The sequence below is a fragment of the Agrobacterium sp. Ap1 genome (assembly GCF_017313375.1).
Classification (GTDB): Bacteria; Pseudomonadota; Alphaproteobacteria; order Rhizobiales; family Rhizobiaceae; genus Neorhizobium; species Neorhizobium cellulosilyticum.
Map to the genome: position 1 here is coordinate 412,005 of NZ_JAFLMY010000003.1, position 13,482 is coordinate 425,486.

Below are 13,482 nucleotides of genomic sequence, written 5' to 3' on the forward strand. Positions count from 1 at the left end.
CTGACCTGTCGCTGTGTTGCAACGGCATCGAGCGCTTACCGCAACTCCCGCCGCAGGATCTTGCCGACATTGGATTTCGGCAGCAGATCGCGGAATTCGATGACGCGCGGCCGCTTGTAGTTGGTCAGGTTTGCGGCGCAATGGGCCTTGAGGTCCGCCTCGCTCAGTTTCGGGTCTTTCTTCACCACAAACAGTTTCACCGCCTCGCCGGAATTCGGGTCGGGAATGCCGACTGCTGCACACTCCAGCACGCCGGGATGCATCGCCGCCACTTCCTCGACCTCGTTGGGATAGACGTTGAAGCCGGAAACCAGGATCATGTCCTTCTTGCGGTCGACGATTTTGACATAGCCTTGGCGGTCCATGTAGCCCATGTCGCCGGTGCGGAAAAAGCCGTCTGGCGTCATCACCTTCGCGGTTTCATCCGGCCGGTTCCAGTAGCCCGCCATCACCTGTGGGCCGCGAATGCAGATTTCGCCAACATCGCCAAGTTCGACATCATGCGCGTCATCGTCGCGGATCGCAATTTCGGTCGACGAGACCGGCAGGCCGATCATGCCGGAAAATTCCTTGGTATCCAGCCGGTTGGCGGTCGCGACGGGAGAGGTTTCGGAAAGTCCGTACCCCTCGGTAATTGGGCAGCCGGTCATGGCGAGCCAGCGCTCGGCGACCGGCCGCTGCACCGACATGCCGCCGCCGAAGACGAGGATCAACGACGAGTGGTCGAGCTTCTGGAAGTCGGCATTGTTCATCAGCGCATTGAACAGCGTATTCAGTCCCGGAAAGATGTGAACCGGGTGTTTCTGTAACTCCTTGACGAAGGCCGGGATGTCGCGCGGATTGGCGATCAGAAGGTTATGGCTGCCGGTCGCAACCCCCATCAGCGAATTCACCGTCAGTGCGAAGATGTGATAGAGCGGCAGCGCGCAGAGGAACTGCAGCTGCTCCGGGCGCGGCTTGTTGAGGAAGGCGGTTTCCAGCCATGTTCCCATCTGCTCCTTGTTGGAGAGAAGGTTGGCATGGGTGAGGATGGCGCCCTTGGATACGCCGGTTGTTCCGCCGGTATATTGAAGAAAAGCGACATCATGCGGGCCGACGTCAATCGACCTCAGCGTCGTTCCTGCGCCTTCATTGAGTACGGTCCTGAAGCTGGAATGGCCGGGCAGCGACCATGCCGGTACCAGCTTCTTCACCTTGCGCACGACCAGATTGACGATATGCCCTTTGACGCCCAGCATGTCGCCCATCGTCGCGACGACCACATGTTTTACGGCTGTCGCCTTCAACACCTGCTGCGCGGTTGCGGCAAAATTCTCCAGCAGAAACAGAGCTTTCGCACCGGAATCCTTCAGCTGATATTCGAGCTCGCGCGGCGTATAGAGCGGGTTGACGTTGACGACCACCAAGCCGGCGCGGAGAATGCCGTAGACGATTACCGGGTTCTGCAGGACGTTCGGTAGCATCACCGCCACGCGGTCGCCCTTCTCCAGGCCCTTGGCCTGCAGCCAGCCGGCAATCCTGCGGCTTTCAGCCTCAAGCTGGCGGAAAGTCAGCGATTTTCCCATGCTGGTGAAGGCGGGCCGGTCACCATAACGGGCGCAACTCTCCTCGAAAAGCTGCCCGAGCGAGCGATGAGCCAGCGGTTGAATCTCTTCGGGCACTCCGGGCGGATAGGACTTCAGCCAGATCTTGCGCGGGTTCGTCGGGGCTCTCGCCACCTGTTCGTTCATGAGAGCATCCTCCATGCTCGTTGCCCTTACCTGAAGGCTATGGAAAAGTCCTCCACTTCTCCAAAGCCTATATTAGGTCATTCACAGGAACCGGAAAAGACTGGTCCATTCTCGAACAGCTAGATGACTTTAACGTAAGCGTCAATTGTCGCAGGCCGAGAAGATTTTTCGGGAACGATTGCCGTGGGGGGAAGTTCTATTCCCATGACGAAAAGATCAAAGGAGGTACGTCATGTTGCATCAGGAACCCCGTGCAGGTCAGGATCCGTATGTGAAGGATACGCCTTCGCTGATCGCCAGTGATAAGGTCGAAGGAACTGCAGTCTATGGCGCCGACGGTAAGCGGATCGGCTCGATCGAACGCATTCTGCTCGAAAAGCGCGGCGGCCGTGTCAGTTATGCGGTCCTGAGCTTCGGCGGTTTCCTTGGTATCGGCGATGACTATTACCCGCTGCCATGGGAAAAGCTGCGCTATGACGAACAGCTCGACGGTTACCGCATCGACCTGACCAAGGATCAGATTACAGGTGCTCCGAAATATCACGATCTCGACGACGATAGTTTCTATCGAACAAATGACCGGAAGGTTTACGACTATTACGGCGTTCCGCCTTACTGGATGTAATCCGATCTGATGGTTGAGAGAGAGGCCCCAAGCGGGCCTCTTTTCGTTTGCTTAAGCCTATTCTGGCACGGTCCCGCCAGGGCGGTTTGGCCAACGGGGATTGCTGTCATGGCGGAAAAGGCGGGCGGGGTGCGTGATCTGGAGCGGGAGGACCTACCTTCCGTGGCCGAACTCTTCCAGAAGACCTTCCGTGGTTCGCAGCCTGTCCGTCCATCCATGGTCCGGTATCTGCGCGAGGTGCTCTTCGACCATCCGTGGTATGACGAGGAAATCCGTTCCAAGGTTTTCATCGACAAAAGCGGCGGTGTGCAGGGCTTCATCGGTGTATTTCCATCCCGCCTCGAAATAAACGGTCGCCCCATCCGCGCGGCCTTTGCCGGCTCCATGATGGTGGATCGGCATGAGCAGAATCCACTGGCAGGTGCCCGTCTCCTGCGTGCCTTCCTCACCGGGCCGCAGGATATCTCACTGACGGAAACCGCCAATGCCCTGGCGCTCGGCATGTGGCAGAAGCTCGCCCTGCCTTTGGATATAGCTTACAGTCTCAACTGGCTGCGAATCCTGCGCCCTGCAGGCACGGCCGTTCAGGTTGCCGAGCGCGGGCTGAAAGCTGCGCGTTTTCTCCGCCCCGTTGCATCACTGTCAGACGGCATGATCGATCGCATGGGAGTGAAGGCGTTTCGGGCGCCGCCGATCCATGGGGCAGGGCGCGTAAATTTCTGGGATGCATCGCGGGAAGATTTTACCCAAGCGGTGCTGAAACTCTCCGAACTCTTTCCCCTGCGCCCGCAGTGGAACCGAGCGTCGCTGGATTGGTTCATGGATCATGCGCAGGAAAAGCGCCAGTTCGGCAAGCCCTCATGGCGTATCGCCGAATCCCGCAGCGGAGAACTGGTTGGCTGTTACGTTTATTACGGTCGCCCGCGCGGCATTGGCTGGCTATTGCAGGCGGTCTGCGCGCCGAACATCGCCGGCGAAATGGTCGACGATCTGTTTGCACATGCCGATGCCGCAGGCTGTGTCGCTATCCGCGGCGCCGGCCATCCTTGGCTGACGCCCGAACTCATCAGCCGGAAGACGCTGTTTTACGGCCGCGCTTTTTTCGTCGCCCATGCAAAGGACAAAAGCCTGCTGGAACCGATCAAGGCCGGCGAAGCCCTGATCAGCGGGCTCGCCGGAGAAAACTGGATGCGCCTGATCGGCGACGATTTCGACTGAGCCCGATCGGGTTCAGTCGAGCATCGTCAGCGGCGGGGCGTGCAGGTAATCGGCGACCTTCCGCTTCGAGGCGATATTGCGCCAGACCGCATCCACCTGATCCGCTGTAAGCCCCGCGGCGTCCGCGGTCTCTTCGCGCGAAATACCGTCATCCAGCGCATAGAGGCAGATATCCATCCGGTCATAGGGCAGCGAGAAATAATACTCGTCCTGTCCCTGTGGCAGCGACCATGTGTCGGTCGTCGGTGGGCGACGGCGGATCTCTTCCGGCACGCCGAGCGCTTCCGCCAGCTGATAGACCTGGGTCTTGTAGAGATGCGCGATCGGCTTGAAATCGGCCGCGCCATCGCCGTTCTTGACGAAGAATCCCTGGTCGTATTCCAGCCGGTTCGGCGTGCCGGCAACGGCGAAGTTCAAGCGGTCGGCATGGTAATATTCGATCTGCTTGCGGGTCCGCTGCTTCATGTTGGCGGCGGCGATCATGCCGAGATAGACATCGAGCGGCATCCGGTGCCGGCTCTGCTCGCCTTGCGGATTGGCGACCACCAGCCAGGAGATGTTGTAACCGCGCCCCGTGAGAGCATCCTCCAGCACCACCTTGCAGCCCCAGCCGTCACCGAATTCCGGCACGACCTGACGGATAAAGCCGTCGCGGCGGGCGTAACATCCCTGGGCGGCGAGTGACGGACCGATATCCTCCAGTACCGTTTCGATGCCGACCGCCTCCGCCAGCGCCTTGCCGAGCCGCAGACTATCCGGGTCGCTGTCATGTTCCGGCATGAACACGCCGCTCACCTTGCCCTTGCCGAGCGCGCGGGCGCAAAGCGCTGCCGTCACGCTGGAATCGATGCCGCCGGAAAGGCCGAGCACGGCGCCGCGTTTGCGAAGGTCTTTGAGTACCGTGAGGCGCAGCCATTCGCAGATGCGCTCTATCTCCGCCTCGGCATCGAGCACGAGGCTTTTTGAGGAAAACGATGAGGTCGGTTTCAAGCGGGCAGGGGCGTTTGTCATGCGACATTGTCCTCGATATCGGGAGCGGATTGTTCGGCGGTAAGGCGGATTTTGCCGGTACTGGTCTTTGGTAACGCGTCGCGAAACTCGATGCTTTTCGGCACCATATAATCTTCGAGATGAGCCGCGCAGTGGCGCAGGATATCCTTTTCGGAAAGCCCGGTATCAGGCTCCAAAGCGACATAGGCGCGGATCAGTTGGCCGAACACGGGATCATCGATACCGGACACAGCCGCCTCGCGAATGCCGGGTAGCGCGTAGAGAACCCGCTCCACCTCCTGTGGGCTCACCTTCTCGCCGCGGGTCTTGATGATGTCGTCGCGCCGGCTGACGAAATAGAGAAAGCCGGTGTCATCGGTCCTGAAAAGGTCGCCGGTATGAAGCCGCCTGCCGTTCGCAATAGGCAGCAGCCTGGTGGACGAATTCAGTTCGTCTCTCCAGTAGCCGCTCATCACATGCGGTCCTTCGACCACCAGTTCACCGATCTCGCCGGCGCCGAGTGCGCGACCGTCCTCATCGATGACGAAAGCGCGCGTTCCCGCAATGGCCCGGCCCACAGAGAGCGGCCGCATGTCGGCTTCTTCCGCCGGAAGATAGGTCGCGCGAATGCATTCCGTCTGGCCATACATCAGGAACAGCCGGGCATCCGGCAGCAGGCTGCGAAGTCTATGGCTGACCGATGGAGGCATGGCGGCAGCAGCGCTGGTGATATAGCGCATTTCAGGCAGAAAACCCGGTTGGAGATCCTGCATCCCCGTAATCAGGGCCGCCATCGGCGGCACAAGCGGAAATCCGGTCGCCTTCACTTCGGCGAGACGCTGAAGCACCCTGCGTGGAAAGGCAAAGCTCTTCTCCAGAACCAGCGTTCCACCGACCATCACCATGGTCAGGATCTGGGTGATCCCGTAACCGAAGGAGATCGGCAACACGCTGAGCACGATGTCGTCGGAGTTGTTTTCCAGATAGTCGACAATCGAGCCACAGGCGGCGAGCAGGCTGGCATGGCTATGCATCACGCCCTTCGGCGTGCCGGTCGAACCCGATGTGTGGATCAGAAGCGCCAGCGCTTCGCTGTCCACCTGTCGCGGCAGTTCGGCCTTGCCGTCATGAGTGGTAATCGCCTCATAGGCCAGCCAATCTTCGGTGGCGCTCGTTGGCAGGGTCCCGAATGCAATTTTGAGAGGAATATGATCCGCACCGCTGAGTGCACTGTCCACCACGCTCCGGAAACGGGCCTGCGCAAGGATAGTAGAAGGTTCTGTACTCTCGATGATGGCGCGCAGCTTGTCCTGCTTGATCGAGGCATGGAGAGGGCAGGGTACCGCCCCGGCCTTCCACGCAGCGAAGAATGCCACCGCTACCTCGACCGAATTCTCGGCAACCATCAGAATCCGGTCGCCCGCCTTGATCCCCTGCGTGATGAGGCCAGCAGCCAGCCGATCAGATAGCTCGTCCAGATCCTCATAGGCCAAACGGATTTCGCCGGCGATCAGCGCCGTCTTCGATCCGAAACGATCGGCGCTTTGGCGAAGATGATCCTCGATACGCATGGCCGGTCCGCTGGCCTCAAGCCGCCGCGGCCGGCAGCTTCGATGCCAGATATCGCGTCATGTTGGCGATGCTGTCGAGATTTTCCGGAACGATCTCATCGTCCGCAATGGAAATGCCGAACGTCTGCTCCAGAAAGGCGATGACTTCGAGCACGCCGGTGGAATCGATCACGCCGCTTTCCAGCAATGACTGGTTGTCGTCGAGTTCAGCATCGGCGCGAAACAGAAAGTTTTCCGCAATGAATTCCCGCACGGGTGCGTTGAACTTGTCGGTCATCAGATAAGCCTTCCCCAGAGAGCGGCCTATGCAGCGGTTTCAACACGCGCGGCCACTATTACCCATAGTCTGACCCTGCATCAAACACCTGAATCTTTCACTAAGCCCGCATTTCCACTTTGATACATTCCCGAAAATGTTCAGGTGGATAGTCTAAAGAACGTTGGACGGCGTGCCCTTTTCGAAATTCTCGACATGCCCGATCACCTGTGCCCAGAGCGCTTGCATCGCCTCATCGCTCGCCCAGGCGACATGAGGGGTGAGGATTACATTCGGCCGGTCAAGAACGGTCAGAAGCGGATTGTCGGCTCCCGGCGGTTCTTTGGTCAGCACATCGAAGCCGGCGCCGGCAATCAGCCCTTTATTCAACGCCGTCACAAGGTCTGCCTCGTTCACCAGCCCGCCCCGTGCGGTATTGATGATCAGCGGATGTTTTTTCATTTTGCGGAACTCTTCGATCCCGATCAGGTCACGCGTCTCGGGCTTCAGCGGCATATGCAGCGTGATGATGTCGGCCTCTTCGAGCACCGTTTCGAACGGCGTATAGCCCTCCGCCGCCTTGGCTGCACCCTTGCGTCCGGCAAACATCACCTTCATGCCCAGCGCCTTGGCGATCCGTGCCACCGATTGGCCCAGCGTGCCGCCACCGAAAATGCCGATCGTGGAATTGGCCAGATCACGGATCGGATGGTTGAAGAAGCAGAACTGGTTGGCGCGCTGCCACTCGCCTGCAATCACATCCTCGCGAAAGCCGACGATCGAGCGGCGTAGCGCAAAGATCAGCGCAAACGTATGCTCCGGCACGGTATTGACCGCATAACCGCGCACATTCGAGACCACGATGCCGCGCTCCTTGGCGAAGGCGAGATCGATTACGTCGTAGCCGGTCGCCGCGACCGCAATCATCTTCAGCTTCGGCGCAGCCTTGATCGACGCTTCGCGCACCGGTGCCTTGTTGGTGATGACGATATCTGCATCGCGGATGCGCTCCGTCACCTCAGCTTCCGGCGTCTTGCCGTATTCGACCCATTCATGGGGAAAGCTCGGCCGGGTGATCGTCACCGCAGGACCGATCGTGTCGCGATCGAGGAAAACAATCTTCGTCATTGGAGCCTCCCAAAAAAGTAAAGCATGTCGCGCAAAAGTGTGCAGCGGTTTTGCGCTGAAGACATGCGACAAATCAAGAATCTAAAGCGTGTGAGCGAATCCGAAGGATCGCGACACGCTTTAGTTCCGGCTTGCATTCGGCGCGCGCCTGTTTGAGGAATGTAGTCCTACAACATTCGGGCTTTCGTGAAAGCCCGAAGAACGGCCAAGTTGACCTGTATGGGGGAGTTGCATGGGGGAAGTTCTCGACCTCGATTGCGTGGTCGTCGGTGGTGGTGTCGTCGGTCTGGCTATTGCCCGCCGGCTGGCGATGGCGGGGCGTGAGGTCGTCGTTCTCGAAAGCGAGCCATTGACAGGCAGCATCACCTCCTCGCGCAACAGCGAGGTCATCCATGCCGGGCTCTATTATGCAAGCGGCAGCCGCAAGGCGGAACTCTGCGTCAAGGGTAGAGACGCGCTTTATGCCTATTGCCGCGCGCGCCATGTCCCGCACCGCCAATGCGGCAAGCTTGTCGTCGCTTCCAATCCGGATGAGGTCGCCTATCTGGAAAAACTGCTGAAACAGGCTGCAACCAACGGCGTCGACGATTGCTACCTCATCGATGCCGCGGAACTGCATGCACTCGAGCCGCAGATTACCGGCCATGCGGCGCTCGTTTCGCCGTCGACCGGCATTATCGACAGCCACGGCCTGATGGACGCCTATATTACCGATATCGAGGCCCATGGCGGCACGATTGTCGTAAACTCTCCGCTTCTCTCCGGTGAATTGACAGCCAATGGGCTAAATCTCTTCGTTGGCGGCCATGACCCTTTCACCGCGAACGCACGGCTGGTTGTTAATTCGGCGGGGCTTGAGGCTTGGTCTGTCTCTGAAAACTTGGCAGGGCTTGATCTTGCAACGATCCCGCATCGCTCCTACGCCAAGGGCAATTATTTCGCCCTGTCTGGCAAGGCACCGGCCAGTCGGCTGATCTATCCGGTACCGGAACCGGGTGGCCTCGGCACGCATCTGACACTCGATCTCGCCGGACAGGCGCGGTTCGGGCCTGATGTCGAATGGGTGGAAGCCCCAAACTACGATGTCGATCCGGCCCGCTCGCAAAAATTCTATGCCGCGATCCGTAAATACTGGCCGCATCTGAAGGATGCCTCGCTGCAGCCGGCCTATGCCGGCGTGCGGCCAAAGACGGTAGGCCCCGAAGGCGGTGGCGGCGGAGACTTCATCATCCAGGGACCGCAGGTTACGGGACATCAGGGTTACGTGGCGTTATACGGTATCGAATCTCCTGGCCTCACCTCGTCGCTTGCCATCGCCGATGAGGTCTGGAGGCTGATTTCCGAATAAAAGTCGTGGGTATGGACCGGTCAGCCCCGGCATCCGCCCTCGTGTCATGTCCCTGACATCCGTCCGTGCTTGGCTCCTTCGCCAAGCCCGATGAGCCGCGCCCCATGAAGGCGGAACCCGACGCTGACATATCGAGGCCCAACGGAGATCGCTTGTGATGTCGCTTATTCTAGGCCTTGTTTCCGGTGCACTGATCGCTGCCAACGGCATCAGTATCGGCATTGCGATGGGTCGCCTGTCGCGCAGAGGCAGCCCGGCAACTGCGCTCACCGAAAAGCCGCCTGTCTCCGTCGTCATCCCGGCCTGCGGCATCGAGAATTTCACCCCCCTGACGCTAGAACGCGCCTTCGATCTGGATTGGCCGGACTACGAGCTGATCTTCTGTGTTGCCGATGCGCGTGACACGGTCATTCCGGCGGTCAAGGAGGTCATGGCAAGGCATCCCGAAATCAAGGCAAGCCTGCTGATTGGCGACGACCGCGTCAGCGCCAATCCGAAGCTCAACAATTGCGTCAAGGGTTGGCGTGCTGCGGTGAACGACTGGGTTGTCCTGGCCGATTCCAACGTTCTAATGCCGCGCGATTATATTGGCCATCTCATGGCGGCGCGTCGACCGAACACAGGTCTCGTTTGCTCCACTCCGCTCGGCTCTCGCCCGGAAGGTTTCTGGGCAGAAATCGAATGCGCCTTCCTGAACTCCCAGCAGGCACGCTGGCAATATGCCGGCGAAGCAGTTGGCCTCGGATTTGCCCAGGGCAAGAGCATGTTGTGGTTCAAGCCGATGCTCGATGCGGAAGGCGGCATCGCCGCACTCGGTGCCGAAATTGCTGAGGACGCTGCCGCGACCAAGCTGGTGCGTCGTCTCGGCCGCAAGGTCCATCTTGTCGCCTCGCCATTCGAACAGCCGCTCGGCAGGCGCGAACTCACTCAGATATGGTCCCGACAAGCACGTTGGGCGCGCCTGCGCCGGGTCACCTTTCCGGCCTTCTTCGTGCCGGAAATCCTGCTCGGTTGCCTGCCGCCGCTTCTACTGGCGCTTGCTGCGGCAGCCTTGTCGACAGGCTCTCCCTCATTCTCGATGATCACCCTTGCCGTCCTCACCGCCGTCTATCTTCCCGAGCTCGCTCTGATCGTGGCAAAGAACTGGCACCTCTCGGTTTGGACGCTTCCTGCTATGCTTGCGCGCGACGTGTTGTCACCCGCAATCTGGATGAGAAGCTGGCTGAGCGGTTCATTCGACTGGCGCGGCAACACGATGACGATCGGCACCGAGACAAGCGAGCTGAGTTCTGCGTCCTCGCCTCATTGAATCCGGAACTAAGGTCAACATCTCCGAGAGCTTCCCATTTGGTTGCGAACCGCTCTATACCGTCTGCTCAGGCAGTTGACGGCTCAGGGCAGGCGCGATGATCGGGGATATCGAGAGGAGAGTGCGGGCAGGCAGAAACCTGCGGATGATGCGCATCCTGCTTGGCGCTGCCGCGTTTTTCATGCCTCCGCTTGCCTCATTGAGAAAGCTGTCGGCTCTTCTCTTCGAGGGCCGGATGCTGATCGAATACCATGCCGACCGACCCGAAGCGGCGGAAAATCTATTCTTCCGCCGTGTAAGGAAGAAGCAGCTTACCTTCTGGAGCATATCGACTTACATCACCAGAGTGGTGGAGCCCGGTCACGCTCGACGGCTGGCCGAAATCCTTGGCGATCCGCGCCTCTCCCCGGGGGCGGCGGTACTTCTGCGCGCAGCTTCTCAGCGTCAGATGAAGGGCGGAAACGAGCCTGCGGGAGTGAACGATTCCGATCAGCAACGTTATCACGAACGACTTGCCGAAGACGGACTGGCCTTCATGCAGGCGGAGCCGGGCTATCTCGACCTGACACTGGCCATATCGACGGCCCTTTCCGCAGAAGCCTGTGATCGAGAGGACATTTTCGCCGGTGCCATCAGGCATCTGACCACGCAGCTGGTCCATATCGAAAATGATCGAACTCTAGCCCGGTGGCATATGGGCGATGTGGTGACCGCAAGGCTTAGCCTTTTCGATCTTGATGGCGCCCTGCATTTCGTCTCGTCGTCCCATCTGTCAGGAATGACAAAGACGCAAAAACTCTCTGCGGAGCTGCAATCTATCGTGGATGAGACTGTGGGTTTTCGTCATGTGATCCGCAAAGCCCATGAGGATATCCTGGCCCGTGCCGGCGGTAGCCGGCCTGCTGTTATTGCTGACCTGCCCGTCATCTTTTTGCCGGCCGCCGCTTTTCGAAGAAACAAGATCGATTATCCCGGCTTTCGCGCGGACATCCGCTTTGCCCTTTCCGGCATAGTCAAGGCACTCGACAAGCATGGAATACCCTATGCGGTCAGAAGCAGATTGCGGACCCATGGCGTGCTGAATATGTCAGCTCCGTTCTTCGCCTATCACACCATATCCGACACGGATTTCGGCATGCATTTCAAGGAAACCGATCGGCCGTCCCTGTTCTGCTTCGATCGACGGGGATATGCAGGCTGGTCAAAATTTTCGGCCATGACGCTATCCGAACTGCGCGCGGCAGATGTCTCTCCGCATGCCGCGAGCGACTTCTTCGATCATGAAAAACAGCGCGTCATCGGCGGCAATTTGTCGAAATACCAGCAGGCGGCTGTTTCGAATGTAGAGGAATTGCCGGAAAAGTTCATTTTCGTCGCGCTGCAGCTTATCGGCGATGCCGTCAGCCAGCTGGCCTATCTTGACCTGTTCGCCATGGTGGATGAAGTTGTCCAGGCAGCGCAAACTCAGGGCATGGCCGTCGTCGTCAAGCGGCATCCCCTGTGCACGACGCCGGAGGTGTCGCATTATCTCGGCGAACTGGTCGCCAAGGGCACGATCCGCCAGGTCTATTCGAGCATCCATGCCATCATCCCGAAGACTGAAGCCGTCTGCGTCATCAATTCGGGTGTCGGCGCAGAAGCTCTGCTGCACGAAAAGCCGGTCTATGTTTTCGGCCGATCGGATTACATGGCCGGATGTTTCGTCTGCAAAAGCCGCGGCGATTTTGCCGATCAGTTCGTCCCCGGCCGATCAAGGCTGTCGCCTGATGAGCTGCGGAAATTCTGGTATCTCTTGAGAAATACCTATGCGGTGGACCTGCGCGACGGCGATCGCGCGACAGCCGAAATCGAAACGCGAGTGATTGACCATTTGAAAGTGTATCAGGTAGGCAGCCGTTTCGCAGGCGAAGACCATTGACCCGGTCTTGGTCGCGTAAATAAAGGTTCGCGCTTCAATGAAACGAGAACAAAATCACTCTATTGACATAGGAAGAATGGTGCCGCTTGCAGGACTCGAACCTGCGACCCCATCATTACGAATGATGTGCTCTACCACCTGAGCTAAAGCGGCCCGGCAGTGGCGACTGGCGCCAATCTGCGAGTGATGCGCTGATACAGGCAACCAATTCCGATTTCAAGCCGGTTTTCGCGATCCTGTCGTTTTTCCTCAAACAGGTCTGGTGGGGCTAAAGTCCGAGCCGTTCACGGGCCTGCAAATATTCTCCCTCCAGCCGGTCGACGAGCTTTGCCACCGGTTCGATTGCCTTGATCGCGCCCACACCCTGGCCAGCCCCCCAGATTTCCTTCCAGGCTTTCGCGCCGGTGGTCGCCTTGTCGAAATCCATCTTCGACGGATCGGCCTCAGGCAGTGCATTCGGGTCCATGCCCATCGCTGTGATCGACCCCTTCAGGTAATTGCCGTGAATGCCGGTGAAATAGTTGGAATAGATGATATCGGCTGCGGTCGAATCCACGATCATCTGCTTGTAGCCCTCTGAAGCGCGTGCCTCATCCGTAGCGATGAAGGGCGAGCCGATATAGGCCATGTCGGCGCCCATGGCCTGGGCCGCCAGAATGCCGCCGCCGGTAGCGATCGCTCCGGCCAGAAGAAGCGGTCCGTCGAACCATTCTCGGATTTCTTGTACCAGTGCGAAGGGTGACAACGTGCCCGCATGGCCGCCGGCACCGGTCGCAACTGCGATCAAACCGTCGGCACCCTTGCGGATGGCAGATTTTGCATGCCGGTTGTTAATGATGTCATGCAGCACGATGCCGCCATAAGAATGCACGGCGGCATTCACCTCCGGCACGGCGCCGAGCGAGGAGATCACGATCGGCACCTTGTACTTCACGCACATCATCAGATCGTGTTCCAGCCTCCTGTTCGACGTATGGACGATCTGGTTGACGGCAAATGGTGCCGATGGCTTGTCGGGATTGGCGGCATCATACGCTGCAAGTTCTTCCGTTATCTGTGCCAGCCATTCGTCGAGCTGACTTTCGGGCCGCGCATTGAGCGCCGGAAAAGCCCCTACGACACCCGCCTTGCATTGCGCCAGCGTCAGTTGCGGATGCGATATGATGAAGAGCGGCGATGCCACGACCGGCAGCCGCAGCCTGTCCTTGAGGACCGCTGGAAGCATGAAAGTAACCTCCCGAATTACCTTTACGTAAGATGGTGTATCAGATGAATTTCACGGGGGGAAGTCGCCTCGGTTTAGCGGATCGAACTTACCCGCCATGGATTTGCCACCATGTTTCGGCCGTCTCATCACGGGATGAGTTGGGTCGCCTTCTTGCAGTTCGG

The 13,482-nt window shown here is 59.0% G+C and carries 11 protein-coding genes and 1 tRNA gene; 5 read left to right on the plus strand and 7 right to left on the minus strand.

Translation table 11 applies throughout. The features are described from left to right. Nucleotides 1-35: 35 nt before the first annotated feature. On the minus strand, nucleotides 36-1,730 hold the full coding sequence (locus JZX87_RS08235; protein WP_206825035.1) for a long-chain fatty acid--CoA ligase: 1,695 nt from the start codon (nucleotides 1,728-1,730) through the stop codon (nucleotides 36-38). A 232-nt stretch (nucleotides 1,731-1,962) separates the two neighbouring features. Here JZX87_RS08235 and JZX87_RS08240 point away from each other — a divergent pair, with 232 nt between their 5' ends. Both JZX87_RS08240 and JZX87_RS08245 read left to right on the plus strand, forming a co-directional pair. Next, complete coding sequence (locus tag JZX87_RS08240; RefSeq protein WP_206825036.1) at nucleotides 1,963-2,355, plus strand: PRC-barrel domain-containing protein; 393 nt, start codon at nucleotides 1,963-1,965, stop codon at nucleotides 2,353-2,355. A 108-nt stretch (nucleotides 2,356-2,463) separates the two neighbouring features. Further along, nucleotides 2,464-3,573 carry a hypothetical protein gene (locus tag JZX87_RS08245; RefSeq protein WP_206825037.1) on the plus strand — a complete coding sequence of 370 codons (1,110 nt, stop codon included), beginning with the start codon at nucleotides 2,464-2,466 and terminating at the stop codon, nucleotides 3,571-3,573. Between the two features lie 12 nt (nucleotides 3,574-3,585). Here JZX87_RS08245 and nadE read toward each other — a convergent pair whose 3' ends face one another. The 4 genes from nadE to JZX87_RS08265 all read right to left on the minus strand — a co-directional run bounded on the left by nadE (nucleotide 3,586) and on the right by JZX87_RS08265 (nucleotide 7,518). Beyond that, complete coding sequence (gene nadE / locus JZX87_RS08250) at nucleotides 3,586-4,584, minus strand: NAD(+) synthase (RefSeq protein WP_206825038.1); 999 nt, start codon at nucleotides 4,582-4,584, stop codon at nucleotides 3,586-3,588. Next, nucleotides 4,581-6,134, minus strand: coding sequence for a class I adenylate-forming enzyme family protein (locus JZX87_RS08255; protein WP_206825039.1), 1,554 nt, complete (start codon nucleotides 6,132-6,134; stop codon nucleotides 4,581-4,583). The genes nadE and JZX87_RS08255 overlap by 4 nt, the downstream gene beginning before the upstream one ends. A 16-nt stretch (nucleotides 6,135-6,150) precedes the next feature. Beyond that, entirely contained in the window at nucleotides 6,151-6,411 is a 261-nt protein-coding gene (locus tag JZX87_RS08260) for an acyl carrier protein (protein WP_148148326.1), read from the minus strand. A gap of 153 nt (nucleotides 6,412-6,564) precedes the next feature. Beyond that, a complete protein-coding gene (locus JZX87_RS08265; RefSeq protein ID WP_206825040.1) occupies nucleotides 6,565-7,518 on the minus strand; it encodes a D-2-hydroxyacid dehydrogenase in 954 nt (317 codons plus the stop codon). A 232-nt stretch (nucleotides 7,519-7,750) separates the two neighbouring features. On the opposite strand from JZX87_RS08265, the gene JZX87_RS08270 reads away from it, so the two are divergent. The 3 genes from JZX87_RS08270 (at nucleotide 7,751) to JZX87_RS08280 (ending at nucleotide 12,093) form a co-directional block, all read left to right on the plus strand. Next, on the plus strand, nucleotides 7,751-8,866 hold the full coding sequence (locus JZX87_RS08270; protein ID WP_206825041.1) for an NAD(P)/FAD-dependent oxidoreductase: 1,116 nt from the start codon (nucleotides 7,751-7,753) through the stop codon (nucleotides 8,864-8,866). 157 nt (nucleotides 8,867-9,023) lie between these two features. Beyond that, a complete protein-coding gene (locus JZX87_RS08275; RefSeq protein ID WP_148148323.1) occupies nucleotides 9,024-10,175 on the plus strand; it encodes a ceramide glucosyltransferase in 1,152 nt (383 codons plus the stop codon). A gap of 97 nt (nucleotides 10,176-10,272) precedes the next feature. After that, on the plus strand, nucleotides 10,273-12,093 hold the full coding sequence (locus JZX87_RS08280; protein ID WP_206825042.1) for a capsular polysaccharide export protein, LipB/KpsS family: 1,821 nt from the start codon (nucleotides 10,273-10,275) through the stop codon (nucleotides 12,091-12,093). 77 nt (nucleotides 12,094-12,170) lie between these two features. On the opposite strand, the gene JZX87_RS08285 is transcribed toward JZX87_RS08280, so the two are convergent. Both JZX87_RS08285 and JZX87_RS08290 read right to left on the minus strand, forming a co-directional pair. Next, nucleotides 12,171-12,246, minus strand: a tRNA-Thr gene (locus JZX87_RS08285). Between the two features lie 115 nt (nucleotides 12,247-12,361). Continuing rightward, entirely contained in the window at nucleotides 12,362-13,318 is a 957-nt protein-coding gene (locus JZX87_RS08290) for an NAD(P)H-dependent flavin oxidoreductase (RefSeq protein WP_183823478.1), read from the minus strand. Between the last annotated feature and the right edge of the window lie 164 nt (nucleotides 13,319-13,482).